The organism is Flavobacterium sp. DW-iso2 (genome assembly GCF_058725285.1).
The window spans coordinates 226769-241240 of record NZ_JBZXDY010000003.1 but is presented as its reverse complement, the minus strand read 5'-3'; the positions used below and the strand labels follow the sequence as shown (position 1 = coordinate 241240).

At 33.4% G+C, this 14472-nt stretch carries 11 protein-coding genes; 4 read left to right on the top strand and 7 right to left on the bottom strand.

Annotation, left to right across the window (positions count from 1 at the left end; all coding sequences use genetic code 11):
• Positions 1 to 92: 92 nt before the first annotated feature.
• From AC4PRO_RS03765 to AC4PRO_RS03755, 3 genes are all read left to right on the top strand, one after another.
• Positions 93 to 581, top strand: a complete 489-nt coding sequence (locus tag AC4PRO_RS03765) for an IPExxxVDY family protein (protein WP_074720645.1) — start codon at positions 93 to 95, stop codon at positions 579 to 581.
• 5 nt (positions 582 to 586) lie between these two features.
• Positions 587 to 2017, top strand: coding sequence for a pyruvate kinase (pyk, locus tag AC4PRO_RS03760; protein ID WP_074720643.1), 1431 nt, complete (start codon positions 587 to 589; stop codon positions 2015 to 2017).
• Between the two features lie 108 nt (positions 2018 to 2125).
• The gene (locus AC4PRO_RS03755) at positions 2126 to 2899 is read left to right on the top strand and encodes a Bax inhibitor-1/YccA family protein (protein ID WP_074720641.1); all 774 of its coding nucleotides are present in this window, start codon (positions 2126 to 2128) and stop codon (positions 2897 to 2899) included.
• 54 nt (positions 2900 to 2953) lie between these two features.
• Here AC4PRO_RS03755 and AC4PRO_RS03750 read toward each other — a convergent pair whose 3' ends face one another.
• Together AC4PRO_RS03750 and dinB are read right to left on the bottom strand one after the other, a co-directional pair.
• On the bottom strand, positions 2954 to 3469 hold the full coding sequence (locus tag AC4PRO_RS03750; protein ID WP_492116370.1) for a PAS domain-containing protein: 516 nt from the start codon (positions 3467 to 3469) through the stop codon (positions 2954 to 2956).
• Between the two features lie 92 nt (positions 3470 to 3561).
• Positions 3562 to 4644, bottom strand: coding sequence for a DNA polymerase IV (gene dinB, locus AC4PRO_RS03745; RefSeq protein ID WP_492116369.1), 1083 nt, complete (start codon positions 4642 to 4644; stop codon positions 3562 to 3564).
• A gap of 124 nt (positions 4645 to 4768) precedes the next feature.
• Here dinB and AC4PRO_RS03740 point away from each other — a divergent pair, with 124 nt between their 5' ends.
• Entirely contained in the window at positions 4769 to 5236 is a 468-nt protein-coding gene (locus AC4PRO_RS03740) for a CYTH domain-containing protein (RefSeq protein ID WP_492116368.1), read from the top strand.
• Between the two features lie 3 nt (positions 5237 to 5239).
• Here the strand turns inward: AC4PRO_RS03740 and AC4PRO_RS03735 are convergent, their stop codons facing one another.
• From AC4PRO_RS03735 to AC4PRO_RS03715, 5 genes are all read right to left on the bottom strand, one after another.
• The gene (locus AC4PRO_RS03735) at positions 5240 to 5737 is read right to left on the bottom strand and encodes a septal ring lytic transglycosylase RlpA family protein (RefSeq protein WP_074720633.1); all 498 of its coding nucleotides are present in this window, start codon (positions 5735 to 5737) and stop codon (positions 5240 to 5242) included.
• A gap of 84 nt (positions 5738 to 5821) precedes the next feature.
• A complete protein-coding gene (locus AC4PRO_RS03730) occupies positions 5822 to 6244 on the bottom strand; it encodes a hypothetical protein (protein ID WP_492116367.1) in 423 nt (140 codons plus the stop codon).
• 154 nt (positions 6245 to 6398) lie between these two features.
• A complete protein-coding gene (locus tag AC4PRO_RS03725; protein WP_492116366.1) occupies positions 6399 to 7439 on the bottom strand; it encodes a fasciclin domain-containing protein in 1041 nt (346 codons plus the stop codon).
• A 52-nt stretch (positions 7440 to 7491) separates the two neighbouring features.
• On the bottom strand, positions 7492 to 10839 hold the full coding sequence (locus tag AC4PRO_RS03720) for a TonB-dependent receptor (protein WP_492116365.1): 3348 nt from the start codon (positions 10837 to 10839) through the stop codon (positions 7492 to 7494).
• Between the two features lie 479 nt (positions 10840 to 11318).
• A complete protein-coding gene (locus tag AC4PRO_RS03715; RefSeq protein WP_492116364.1) occupies positions 11319 to 14045 on the bottom strand; it encodes a TonB-dependent receptor in 2727 nt (908 codons plus the stop codon).
• Between the last annotated feature and the right edge of the window lie 427 nt (positions 14046 to 14472).

Genomic DNA, 14472 nt, shown 5'->3' with positions numbered 1-14472 from the left:
ACGTTTTCGTTAGTAAATTAACCAAAACATCCTGAATTAGTGCATCATAACTTCTTTGGATACACTATATTTACAACTTATTTTATCATCAAATGGCAATTCATAAACTGGATCTTGGCGAATTTGACGAAATAGATTACCATCTTATTGCGATACATACTTCATTAGAGGATTATCGATTAGCCTATTTCATCAACCAAAAGCTTCCCATAAACTTAGGTAAAAGTAAGGATGAAGTTCAAATCAATATAAAAGAAGGAGAGACAAAATTTTCCAGATTTTATTATTATGATTCCGAAAATGCAATTTCCTGGAATTTGATTCAAAATAAAAATGAGGTTACGCAACAAAAAAAAGACGCTATCCAAAATTTATTTTCAAATACAACCCTGGAAATTTCTACAAAAGTGTACTTGCTTCCAGAATTTAAAAAGGCAGATTATTTTCTAAAAATTGAAAATACGGAAGATACGATGAACCTACCTAAAATAAAAACAATATTAAATACCATTGATAGTATATCAGCAATTTATACTGTTGATACTAACCAAATAAAATCAAAAAACAATTTAATTTTTTAATACAAATGATTCCAAGCAAAAAAACCAAAATTGTAGCCACACTAGGACCTGCATGTAGCACAAGAGAGATTATAAAAGATATGATTGACGCAGGCGTAAATGTGTTTAGAGTTAATTTTTCTCATGCCGATTATGCTGATGTCAAAGAAAAAATGAAAATCATTAGAGATCTTAATGAAGAGTATGGATATACTACAGCAATACTTGGCGACTTACAAGGTCCAAAACTTCGTGTAGGAGTAATGAATGAAGGCGTTGTAGTACATGACGGTGACTTAATTACGTTTACGACTGCAGAAGATATTCTTGGAACAGCTCAAAAAGTGTTCATGAAATATAAAAACTTTCCAAATGATGTCAATCCGGGAGAAAGAATTTTATTGGATGACGGAAAACTAATTTTCGAAATTGTAGAAACAGACAAAAATACAGAGGTAGTTGCTAGAGTAATACAAGGTGGTGAATTGAAGTCTAAAAAAGGAGTTAATCTTCCTAATACAAAAATATCTCTTCCTGCAATGACAGAAAAAGATATTGCTGATGCTATTTTTGCTATTGAACAAAAAGTAGACTGGATTGCACTTTCTTTTGTAAAAACACCTCAAGATTTAAAAGATTTACAAAATCTGATCGCTGAACATTCTGATTATAAAATTCCGATTGTTGCCAAAATAGAAATGCCGGAAGCATTAGAAAACATAGACAAGATTGTTGCTTATTGTGATGCCTTAATGGTAGCGCGTGGTGATCTTGGAGTGGAACTTCCTGCACATGAAGTACCATTAGTTCAAAAAGAATTGATTCGTAAAGCCAAAATGGCACGAATCCCAGTTATTGTAGCTACTCAAATGATGGAGACTATGATTACTAGTTTGACTCCTACAAGAGCTGAAGTAAATGATGTTGCTAACTCTGTAATGGACGGTGCAGATGCGGTAATGCTTTCTGGAGAAACTGCTACAGGAAATTACCCAGTACAAGTAATCGAGAAAATGACACAGATTATTAAAGCTGTTGAAAACTCTCCGTTAATTCATGTGCCACAAAATACACCACAAATTAAAACAAAACGTTTTATCACTAAAACAATTTGTCGTCATGCAGCAATTATGGCCGATGCTATTAAAGCGAAAGCAATTTGTACTTTGACAAATAGTGGTTATACAGCATTTCAAATATCTGCTTGGAGACCATCAGCACATATTTTAGTATTCACATCAAACAAACGAATCGTTACACAATTAAGTTTGTTATGGGGGGTAAAATCATATTACTATGACAAAATTGTAAGTACTGATGATACCGTAACTGATGTTAATGAAATTGCAAGAGAAAAAGGATACGTAACTAAAGGAGATTTCCTGATCAACTTAGCCGCAATGCCTATTAAAGAAAAAGGGATGGTAAACACCATGAGAGTTTCAGAAATAGAGTAATTTAAATACTCTTCAATCAAAAACCGTCTTGTTATAAATTAAACGAGACGGTTTTTTTGTGCTTACATTTTTTTTAATTTACCTTTGAAAAAACAAATTTTATTTAACATGAATTTCAAATCAAAAAACCCTTTTTTAACTAATAAATCTTTTTCGGCTACATCAGCATCAGGAAAAGAACAAGTGCACAGAGCTACTGTTATTGATTACGATCAAGAGATGACGTTATCTGGCACAATGAATAAGACATTACTTTTGTTTCTATTACTTATTGCCTCTGCCATCGTGATTTGGTGGATGGCTTTTAATGGCACAAACCCAATAGTACCTGCTATTGGTGGCGCTATAGCCGGATTAGTCCTAGTTGTAATTGCCGCTTTCAAACCGCAATATTCACCCTATTTAGCTCCTGGATACGCGTTATTTGAGGGTCTGTTTATTGGAGGAATTTCTGCTATTTTCGAAGCTAAATATCCTGGAATTGTGATACAGGCAGTCGGAGCCACATTTGTAACTTTTGCAGTATGCTTAGGCCTTTACAGATTCAAAATTGTAAAAGTAACAGAACAATTTAAATCAGTTGTTGTTGCTGCTACACTTGCCATTGCTACTTACTACATTATCTCATGGATTGTTTCTATGTTTACCAGTTTTACTCCGGTTCACTATGGTAATTCGATGATGAGTATTGGTATCAGTGTGTTTGTAATTATTATCGCTGCTTTAAACTTGTTTTTGGACTTTGACAGAATTGAAAAAGGAGTTCAAGAAAAAATGCCTAAATACATGGAGTGGTTTGGCGCGATGGGCTTGATGATTACTCTTGTATGGTTGTACATTGAGTTTTTAAGATTGCTTTCTAAGCTCTCAAGTAAAGATTAATTCTAGATTCTATAAAACGTAAAAAAGCCCTTTTTTAAATAAAAAGGGCTTTTTTTATGCTGCTTTTTCAAAGGCAATAAAATGAGATAATTCCCCTTTTCTATTAAATACTGGAAATCCCTTAATTAGACAAAGATAAGTATCACCATTCTTTTTATAATTCAAAACTGTTTTTTCGAAAGGCTCTTGCAATTGGATTGCTTTTCTAATTTCATTAGAAGTTAGTGAATTCGTTGCAGACCCATGAAACATTTTTGGGGTCCTACCCATAACTTCTTCTTCTCTATAACCATTCATTTTAGTAAGGTTATGTGAAGCAAAAACAATCTCTAATTTAGCGTCAGTAACAATAATCACCTCCTCTTTTAGCTTATTTTTGAAATCCCAATCATCTACTCCCCATTTACTATTACTTGCAATTAGATTTAATTTAATACAGTCAACATAGATGTTTTTTACTTCATCTAAGTATTCACGGTGAAAATTCCATGTCAAAATAGGAACTAACGTCCGATCAAGAGTATCATAACGCCTCGCAAATGCACTATCGTAGTGTTTAAAATCTAACATGACCTGTATTTTTAATCAAATATAAATAAAAATAAAAAAATAAAATGTTTTTCTAAGGGATTTAACTATTGTTGAAGATGCCTAAGCAGGTCTTAAAAACTAAATTTTAGCTGTACCACAACAGCTTTCTTAACTTCCGTATTTAAATTATTCAAGGATATTCCTAATAACCGAACCGAATTTTTCATGCGTTCCTGATATAAAAGCTCCTTTACCGTTTCTAAAATCAATCCTTTGTCAGCAATAAAATAAGGCAATGTTTTACTTCTGGTTTGCTGAGTAAAATCACTGTACTTGATTTTTAAAGTAACTGTCTTCCCAGAAATATTATGTTTTTTGAGCCTTCTCTCTAATGTATTTGCAATGTTTTCCAGTTGCTCAATCATAAAGATCTCCGATGAAAGATTTATGTCAAAAGTATGTTCTGCAGCAACAGATTTAGTGATTCGATCTGATTTGACCTCGCTGTTATGAATTCCCCGCACGACATTATAATAGAAGCCTCCCGCTTTTCCAAAATGTTTCTCCAGGAATTCTAATGACTTGCTTTTTAATTCAACTCCGGTAAAGATTCCCAACTGATACATCTTTTCGGTAGTAACTTTCCCTACTCCATAAAATTTACGAATGGGTAATTCTTCTAAAAAAGTGATCACCTCCTCTGGATTTACTGTCTTTTGTCCATTGGGTTTGTTGTAATCACTAGCGATTTTTGCAACAAACTTGTTGACTGATATTCCTGCTGATGCGGTTAGTCCCACTTCTTTGAATATTCGTAAGCGGATTTCTTCTGCCAATAGACTAGCACTAGGGTTTCCTTTTTTATTTTGAGTAACGTCTAAATAGGCTTCATCAAGTGAAAGCGGCTCCACTAAATCAGTATACTCTCTAAAAATTTTATGAATCTTAGTCGAAATTTCTTTGTATCTATCAAATCGCGGACTAACAAAAATAATGTCAGGACAATTTTTCTTTGCCATTACCCCACTAATAGCACTTCTTACTCCAAATTTTCTCGCCTCATAACTTGCAGCCGCTACAACACCCCGATTTTCAGAACCACCCACAGCAACTGGTTTTCCTCGTAATGAAGGATTATCCATCTGCTCCACAGAAGCGTAGAAAGCGTCCATGTCAATGTGTATGATTTTTCTATTTGGGATACTTTCGGACATGATACAAATTTAAATAGCTTTTCTATGAAAACATTCTATTCCAGTATATAATTTTGATACATTTGAATTCCGGATAGCCCAGACGGTAATGACATCTTTGCACTTAAAACAAATACACTTTTATATGATAGAAATAGAACGAAAATTTTTAGTTACATCAGACACTTATAAAAAAGAAGCCTTTTCTCAAAAACGCATTAAACAGGGTTATTTAAGCTCCGTTCCTGAACGAACCGTTCGTGTTCGAACAAAAGGAGACAAAGCATTTATAACGATAAAAGGAGCTTCAAACGAGACAGGCATGTCCCGTTTTGAGTGGGAAAAAGAAATCCCCGTAGACGAAGCAAACAAATTATTGTTACTCTGTGAGAAAGGAGTCATTGATAAAACTCGCTTTGAGGTAAAAATAGGAAATCACATCTATGAAATAGACGAATTTTATGGCGAAAACAAAGGATTAATTATTGCCGAAATAGAGCTTCACTCTGAAGGTGAAACTTTTGAAAAACCAAGCTGGCTAGGCAAAGAAGTAACGAATGACAACCGGTATTACAACTCTAATTTAAGTATTAATCCTTTTATGAACTGGTAATAATTATTTTTTAAAAGCTTCAATCGTTACAATCATAACTCCAGCGCCTTTGTTTTTTGCTATTTCCATAAAAGCTATTTTAGAAAGGTCAATATCTCTCGATTTTACAAAAGGCCCTCTGTCAGTAACCTCTACAATAACAGATTGTCCATTGGCTTGATTCGTTATTTTTAGCTTAGTTCCAAATGGGAATTTTTTATGAGCTGCTGTATATTTGTGCATGTCAAATAGTGCACCGCTGGCTGTTCTCCTACCGTGAAACTTATCAGCATAATACGAGGCATGGGCATCTTTCTTGTACATTACTAACTGACCCATCTTATCTTCTACCGAATCTTTTTTAATTTCTTGCTGCAGAACTAAGACCTTGGCCTTTTTGATAGTGTCTTTGGCTACTGAAGTTTTTTGAATTGGAGTTTTTTGATTATTGATAATTAAACTTTGACTACTCACCAATGCAACAATGGTAAATAAAAAAAGAGCTGTGATTGATTTTCTCATTATTAACTTTTTAGTTCGACTCTGTTTAAACAAAAACCATACCTTGATAAAAAAAGCCCTATAAATAGGACTTTTTTTGTTTTTTTATAACCACATTGCCCATGGAATTCTACTCAAAATAAGCAACAATCCCAATCCGTAAAAAATAGAAAAAGTCTTAAATTTTGATTCAGACGTTGTCAATTTTTTATGTTTTGTCCATCCAATCGTGATTAACGTGATAGCAATAATGTTAATTAGAGGATGTTCTAAGGAAGTCAATCGCAATGCTTTATCAGACATTTGCCCCAATGAAGCAAAACCAAGTGGGGAGACAAAATACAAAATCAATCCAATTAATAACTGAGTATGTGTTCCTATCAAACCAAAAATAGCTATTTTTCGATCCTTAGCCGTAAATTCTTTTTTGGAAAACATTCCAATAAAAGCATTAACTACTGCAACCACTAATAATACAAGAGCTACATAAGCCCAACCAGAATGAAATTCTTTTAAAAATTCGTACATAGAGTAAATGTTATTTTTTTAAAAACAAATATAAACAAAAAAGGCATAAAAAAACCACTTATTGCTAAAAGCTAAAGTGGCTGTATAATTACTATTATAAAATAAACTGCCTAAAATAAATTTTAGGCAGTTTATATAAATTTAGATTATAGTCTTACAAAAATGGTTGCAATACTTTATCTACTATTTGAATTACTCCATTAGTTCCTTGAATATTAACAGTCTTAATCGTACCATTATTAGTCCCTACTACATCCTTAATTTTTACAGTACCTAATAAAATAGTAAATTTATTAGGTGTATTTAAAGTTGTAACTGAAACGTCAGCAGTAGCACTAGATGATGTAAATGAAGTTGCTGAACTTGAAGTTTTGTTCCCGCTCTCTAAATGATATCTTAAGATACTTGTTACTTCAGCATCCGTTTTACCTACTAAATAACCACCCGTAGCAGTTGCAGTAGTAAAAGCACCATTATCTGGAGCATATACTGTAACTGCAGCTGAACCTGTAGCTCCATTCAACGTAGTTAAAACTGAAGCCTGCGGCGCAGAAGTAACAACCGCTAATAAAGAAGACAAGTTAGGGTTAGATTTTATTTGATCGACGATTGTTGGTAATTTCAAAACTGCATCAATAATATGGATGATTCCGTTATTAGCAATTGCAGCATCAGCAGTAGTAACTTTAGCACCACCGTTAGCTATTCCTCCGTTTAAAATTACATCATTGCCTACCATCCTAACAAATACACTTAAGTTAGCACCTGACGTAGAAGTAGAAGATGTCTTTAAGAACCCAAAAGTTTTAAAATAACCTCCTGCAACTAAATCATTAGCTTTAGTTCCTAAACCAATTACGTGGTTTTGCAATACCAATTTTAAATTTGCGATAGCAACGTTATCAGCTGGAGCAACTAACGCATTAATACTTGCGCTTGTAAAACCTGCTGCAGTGAAAGCAGCGTTTGTTGGAGCAAAAACAGTATAAGATCCTGCATTACCTAAAGTAGCATCTAAGCCGGTCTTCTTTAATGCATCAACTAATATACTAAAGTTAGCAGGATCAGCTTTTGCTATATCTAGAATAGATTTCAAAGGAGTCACCTCTTTTGGTGAATCACTAGTACAAGAAAAAGTCGTAACAGCAACAGCTACGATTGCTATGAAAGACAGAATTTGATTTTTTATTTTCATGACGTTTAAATTTATTTTTTGAACTTTTTATTTTTAAAATATGTAATACTAATTAATTTCCGAAAGTATATCTAAGTGTAAACTGCGCTTGCCAAACATCAAATGTCGAGGCGTTTTTTTGGAAAGTGTCCTTCGCCAAAGTCCTTACTCCTTGATTGTCCGTTTGAAATGCTAACGTGTAACCTGGAATAAAATTATTTGAACTACTTGGTGCTTGAGAGACATTTAAAATACTTGCTGCTGTCGCTCTTTGCGAAACTCCCCAACTACGGTTAAGTAAGTTTGTAAAGTTTAAGATATCAGCTCTAAATTGAAAACTATTCTTTTTTCCACCAATTTTAAGAAAGAAATCTTGTGTTACCGATAAATCAACTCTATGTAACATTGGTAAAAGATTCACGTTTCTATCAACATATTGCCCTCTTTTTGTAGAAAGGTATGGGTCTTGGTCAATGAATTTATCAAAAGCTTCTTGTTGTTGCGCTTCGGTATACAATACAATTGATGAACCCCCAAAATTTTGAGATATTGGAACAAATCGAAGATCAGTCGCTTTATTAGGAACAAATAATAAATCATTTCCATTAATACGGTCACCGTTTAAATCTCCTCCATAAGTGTAAGAGAAAGAACTCGATTGCTCACCAATGTACCCAAGGTTGATAGACGTTGATGCTCCAGTTTTATCTCCATATTCGATTTTGTAACCAAGAATACCCACCATTCTGTGTGGCGTATTATTATTAGACAAACCTAATTTTTGATCGTTATTTCCATTGATTGAACGCACTCCGTTCCAGCTACCTGAAGCAGTTGATCCTGGAGACAATAAGTCATTAGCTTGTGAATGTGTGTAAGCAAATGAACCCCATAGCCCTTTTTTGTAAGGATACTCTAGCTTGAATGTCGTAGAATAAAAATATCCTTTATCTGTATTACTAAGAACAATCGCATTAATAACATTGTTGTTTATTCTTACACCATTATCATTTCCAGCAAATAACGGTCTGTTATCTGGACCATTAATTGTTCCTACTGGATTTTCAAAATTGGCATTAGAATAAGCAGTTTCATTGATATTCTTACTGTAAATTCCCTCTATTGTACCTGTAAAACCGAAAGGTAGTTTTTGGTCTAAGGCAATAGTTGTTTTCCACGTTTGTGGGAATTTATAATTTTTTTCTGTAAATGCTAAATCTATAGAAGAAGGTAAGGTTGGTGTAGAAGGTGTGAAATATTTATTAGGATCAGCTGTAAAACCATATCCACCTGGACCAACATTAGAATCACTTGCATCAATAAATCCTGTAAGAACTCCGTTATTACCTATTGCATTCGATAAAAATACAAGCGGCGGTCTTCCTGAGAATATACCAGAACCTCCTCTAACAATAGTTTTAGCATCACCAGTAACATCTAAATTGAAACCTGCTCTAGGTTCAAAAAGATATTGAGAATTTGGCATATCACCAGTATTGAATTTTTGGCCATTAGCAAAAGTCAAACCATTCACTACAGCGTTTTCAAGTGCCGTATCTACAAATGATACTCTTGAACCTCTTAAACCAAAAGTAACTTTTAACTGATCGTTAACTTTGAATTCATCTTGAAAATAAAGATCAATTTTATCTGATTTTAAAACCTGTAAAGGCTCAACGGCTCCTGGTAAAGCAGAATATCTAAATTGAGTTCTTACTGGTAAATTATTCACTGAAGGAGCTCCACTTAATGCAATAGACTCATTGGCCGCATTATAAAACTCACCTAAAGAGTTAAATATGAAAACACCATTAGAACCCGAGAAAAATAAATTACTTGATTCAAAATGCTCATAGTTAGCTCCAAATAATAAAGAGTGTTTCCCTATCGTTTTTGTCACATTATCAGTAAAGTGTAGTGTAGAATAAGTCAATTTATTTCCTTGCGTAAAAGGATCCAAACCAGCTGAAATGAAGGTTAAGTTACCTGTTGTAAATCCAGGACCCGTAGCATTTGGCTGCCCATTTTTAATGTCAATAGTTGGGAATAATCCACCACCTTGTCTACCTCTATCCTCAATTTGTTTATCATAACCTCCAATGAAGTTGTTACTCCAAGATTCAGATAATTTACTGTCTAATTGAACAACGATAGATCTTGTATTGTCAAGAATAGTATAACCACTATTTTTGAAAGACATTGAATTTACATTCGTTCTTCTGTTTCCAAATCCTAATGAATTTGAATTAGACGTTAATTCGTCAGAAGAGGAATCATGATGAACGTAACGAATAGAAAATTTATTATTATCATTAATGTTCCAATCAATTTTAGCAAGATACTTTTTAGAAAGTTTTTTTGCGTCATAATTTTCCCATGGACCAGTAGTATATCCCAACTTATCTTGCAAAAAAGTAGAAAGATCCTGCATTTGTTGAAATGTAGGAGCAGATACCTGACCACTTGGAGCAGGAGAACCTGTGGATGTCCATGTTGTAGCCGGACTTGTATTATCAACTGTTTCAAAGTTTCCAAAGAAAAACAATTTATTTTTAATGATTGGCAAACCAATTCTAGCACCTAATATTTTTTCTTCAAAAGTAGCTGGTGCAATTACAGTTTGACCTGCTTTAGTTCCAATGAATTCTTTTTTATTACTTCTGGTAGAAGCATAAACAGAACCTTCAATTTCGTTCGTTCCACTTCTAGTAACACCATTGATTCCAGTACCAGTAAAACCTGATTGACGAACATCGAAAGGCGCAATACTTATTTGCAACTGCTCGATTGCATCTAATGAAATAGCAGTAGAACCTGTTCTTCCTCCCGCTTGAGCATCAGATCCAAGTCCGAAACCATTATTAAATACAGAACCATCGATAGTAAAGTTATTTAATCTTGAATCTTGTCCTCCAAAAGACCCACCACCACCAGCATTAGCATTATACTTGGTGATTGAATTGATCGATCTGGCGCCTGTAATAGGAATAGCAGTCAATTCTCTATTAGAAAATTGTTGCGAAGCCCCAGTTTTTCCCTTATTAAAAGCTCCGTTAGATTTAGTCGAGACAACAACTACTTCTTTTAGTGTATTAGTTTCTTCTTTTACTACAACATTAACGGTTAAATTACTTCCCAAAGGAGCGTTAATTTCTGTAATTTCAGTTGTTTGGTAACCAATATAAGTCACTTTCACAGTGTAAGGCCCACCTGGTCTAAGTCCTTGAACAGCATAACTTCCGTCAAAATCTGTCGTTGAAAAATATTTTGTTCCAGTAGGTTTGTGAACAACTTCTACCGTCGCTCCAGGTAACAACTCACCTGTCGTCGATTTAACCTTTCCAGACATTGCAGAACTAGTAACCTGCGCATGACCTACAACGGATAAAAACGTAATCAAAATAAAAATAATTCTTTTCATTTCTGTCTTTAGTTTAGTTTATTAATTTTTGGCAAAAATCTAACATTTTTAGCAAATCAATGTTAATTATTTGTTAATAAAAACACAAGAAACAGTTCGATTTAACATAGTTTTCCACTTTAGGTGCTTTTTGGGCTGTTTTTAAATATGTTTTGAATATTTTTCAAGTATTATGTTAAAAAAAAGAGTTTTTATAGATCAAGTGAAAAATAGCACAAATTAAGAATGCTTATAAAACAATAAGAGCCTTGATTTAAATTTAAATCAAGGCTCTTAACGCTATACTTTCCTACAAAGGATTTATCCCTTATATTGATCATACTTAATGAAACAAAAAAAGCAGATGACTGATCATCTGCTTTTTTACATTTTTCTAATGAATTAGTCGTGTAAATAAATTGTATTAACCTATACTGAGTTTCAAACTCAGTAGAAAAAAATTAGACTAATCCTTAATTCAATTCCAACTTTACGAAATACTAGAAGTTATAACGAACGCTAAAATTCCAAGTTCTTCCAAAACCAAAATAAACTTGATTCCCAGTTGCTATACCATCATAAACCATGTTATTAGATGCATAAGTACCTTTTGATGCGTCTCTAGAATCAATATTATCAGTAATGAATTTATTCGTCGTTGAATCAGATATATAAGTCTCGTCTAAAACGTTGTTCATATTGAACCTGAAGCTTAATGCACTTTTTTGAGAACCTCCTAATAAAAGTTTATACGAAATACCTGCGTCCATTAATCCGTAAGAAGGCAATTCTAAAGCTCCATTATTATCAGCTGATCCAAAAGCATCTGGCGAAATTGCAGCAAATAATCTATTCGCTACTCTGTAATTAGCATCTACATTAAATCTTTTAAAAATTTCATATTTAGCCCCTAAACTCGCAGTAGTTTGAGCAGCATCACCAACATTTACTTTGTCTAAATATAATACTTGATCAGAACCACCTGCAACAGCATTATTATCTTGATCATATTTATTGCTTACTGCATTTCCTTTATATTTCCAATCTCCAATAGAGACCATCGCATTTAAGCTTAATTTTGGTAATGGCTTAGCAGTCATTTCAAGCTCTACTCCAGAGTGAATTTCAGTAATACCTACGAAATCAAAATATCCCCCCACGTTATCAGCAGAACGATCAGATCTTCTTAAATTTTGATCCTTCCAAGAAGTATAATACACATTTAAGTTAGCAGTGAATTTAGATGAACGGAAACCGTAACCCGCTTCAAGACCTAATACTTTTTCATTAACTAAGTTCTCAGCAACAATTGATGCGTTGTTTGGGTATACTGCGTTAAAGAAGGGTTGTTTTGAATAAAACCCTGAATTAACAAAGACATTACTTTGCTCATCAAAGTTATAGTTTACACCACCTTTGATGTTTCCACCTAATCTGTTTTCGAATCCAGTTTTATACAATGGGTCTGACGCTAAATAAGTAAAAGGGTCTTCTCTTTTATACCCTTGTTGAGAAACTGCTCCCTGTAAAAAAGCAGAAACGTTATCTTTAGAATACTCCAATTGTGTAAAAGCACCAATCCAGTTTACATATCCAGTATTATTATATGCAATTTTTTCTTGATTTTTTACATTTGTAAAAGGGTTTAAACTAGCACTTGGAGAATACGTTTGAGATAAAGTTCTACTTGGATTATTTTTATCCGAAGTATCAAGATACCCATCAGCACCTAACAAATCATTAAGATTTCTAAAGTGAAACCCAGTATAAGTTCTAACATCGGCACCAAAATCAAGTGTCAATTCTTCCGTTAGCTTGTTATTTAAATTAATAACCGCACCATACCAGTTATGAGAATTAATAGAAGACCTTCTGATGAAACCATTTCTACTGTTTGCAATATAATCACCATCAGTATTTGGACTTAATGGAGCACCTATAGTATTTGGCTGACCTGTATTGTATTTAACAAATTCATCAATAGGAAGTAATCCATCGGCCGTTTTGTAAGCTGAAGAATATGGGCTTTTACCGATATTTCCAGTTCCTCCACCACGTCCCCAAGAACCATAAACTACTGATGTCAAAGTTGTTTTATCACTAATTTTAAAATCCCAATTAATTGAAGCTACCGGTTTATGGTAAAAGTTTCTTGCGAATGAGTACTCTTCACCATTTTTATATCCCCACCCAGAATTATACTTAGTATTTGGCTCTCCATTTGAACCATATTTAAGATATTCCGACAATGGGTTAGCGAAGCTTCTTTGGTGATGCCATTGCGGCGCACCTGTAAAAGTAAACTGGAAATCATGTTTCTCATTTGGCTTGTAACCAAATGCAATAAAATAATTTTTCCCCTCAAATTTTGTTCCGTCTACATAACCACTTCCAGTAGTCGAACTTAACAATACCGAAGCAGAAAAACCGTTTTTCATTAATCCCGTAGAATACGATCCTTGAACCTTCAAATAATCATCATTACCAGTTGTTGTAGAAACATTACCACCTTCTTTCATTTCAGAAGTTCTAGTAATTACATTTATTGTACCCCCAACTGATGAAATAGCTAGTTTAGAAGACCCTAAACCTCTTTGTACTTGCATTGCAGAAGTTACATCAGAAAGACCTGCCCAATTACTCCAATATACCGATCCTGTCTCCATATCATTAACAGGCACACCGTTAATCATTACAGCAACATTTCTTTGATCAAAACCACGAATATTAATTCTTGCATCCCCAAAACCACCACCTTGTTTTGTTACATACACTGAAGGAGTGTTCGCTAATATTTCAGGAAATTCCTGAGAACCTAATTTTTCCTGAATTTCAGACGCTTTAATCGTAGAAACAGCAACAGGTGTTTTTCTATCTTTAGCGAAATCCATAATGCTAGTTGTTACTACAATTTCTTCCAATTCATTAGAATTTGAAGTTAAAACGATAGTTCCTAAATCTTTAGTAACACCAGTTGCCACTGAAAATTTGACTGTTTTAGGTTCGAAACCGATAAAAGAAATAACCAATTCTCCAGCATCAACCGTTGTATTAATTGAGAATTTACCATCAAAATCTGCAGAAACGCCGACTTTACTTCCTTTGATAGCAACATTTGCACCAGGTAATGAGCCTTGTCCATCAGTAATCGTTCCCGTAACTTTCCCTTGAGAAAATGCACTAGTAACCATTAAAAACAGTACTCCAGAGAATAACCAATTTTTCATTGTCTTCATTTTTTGTTATTTATTATTTTGAGCAAAATTATAACAATTTTAACTAAAAGAGTTAAGACAATGTTAAGAAAGTAATTTATTCGAATTAAGCGAATTTATTAAATTAATATTTTTTCCTTAAAAAAAAACAAATTAATACACTTTAACATGATTAATTGTTAATATCTATTATTTAATGCAAAAAAAATACAAATGCTTGAAAAATGCTAAAGGCCGAATTTTTAACTAAAATCACATCTTCTTACTGTACTAAAAAAGGGCTTATTTCTCAAAAAAAGGTGCAAAATAAACATCATTGTACTATTTTAAATAACCTATTCTTAAGAACTGTATTTCAAATCAAATTTCCATGTTCTTCTACAGTAAAAATTAATAACGATGGATTTACCAATTCATTTACCATTGAGCGTCGCTATCC

What these genes read in the sequence shown, in the direction of transcription:
- AC4PRO_RS03730 (WP_492116367.1), bottom strand. Translation starts at nt 6,244, where the DNA reads ATGTACGAATTTTTAAAAGAATTTCATTCTGGTTGGGCTTATGTAGCT.
- AC4PRO_RS03750 (WP_492116370.1), bottom strand. Translation starts at nt 3,469, where the DNA reads ATGTTAGATTTTAAACACTACGATAGTGCATTTGCGAGGCGTTATGAT.
- AC4PRO_RS03720 (WP_492116365.1), bottom strand. Translation starts at nt 10,839, where the DNA reads ATGAAAAGAATTATTTTTATTTTGATTACGTTTTTATCCGTTGTAGGT.
- dinB (WP_492116369.1), bottom strand. Translation starts at nt 4,644, where the DNA reads ATGTCCGAAAGTATCCCAAATAGAAAAATCATACACATTGACATGGAC.
- AC4PRO_RS03725 (WP_492116366.1), bottom strand. Translation starts at nt 7,439, where the DNA reads ATGAAAATAAAAAATCAAATTCTGTCTTTCATAGCAATCGTAGCTGTT.
- AC4PRO_RS03735 (WP_074720633.1), bottom strand. Translation starts at nt 5,737, where the DNA reads ATGAGAAAATCAATCACAGCTCTTTTTTTATTTACCATTGTTGCATTG.
- AC4PRO_RS03715 (WP_492116364.1), bottom strand. Translation starts at nt 14,045, where the DNA reads ATGAAAAATTGGTTATTCTCTGGAGTACTGTTTTTAATGGTTACTAGT.
- AC4PRO_RS03740 (WP_492116368.1), top strand. Translation starts at nt 4,769, where the DNA reads ATGATAGAAATAGAACGAAAATTTTTAGTTACATCAGACACTTATAAA.
- AC4PRO_RS03755 (WP_074720641.1), top strand. Translation starts at nt 2,126, where the DNA reads ATGAATTTCAAATCAAAAAACCCTTTTTTAACTAATAAATCTTTTTCG.
- AC4PRO_RS03765 (WP_074720645.1), top strand. Translation starts at nt 93, where the DNA reads ATGGCAATTCATAAACTGGATCTTGGCGAATTTGACGAAATAGATTAC.
- pyk (WP_074720643.1), top strand. Translation starts at nt 587, where the DNA reads ATGATTCCAAGCAAAAAAACCAAAATTGTAGCCACACTAGGACCTGCA.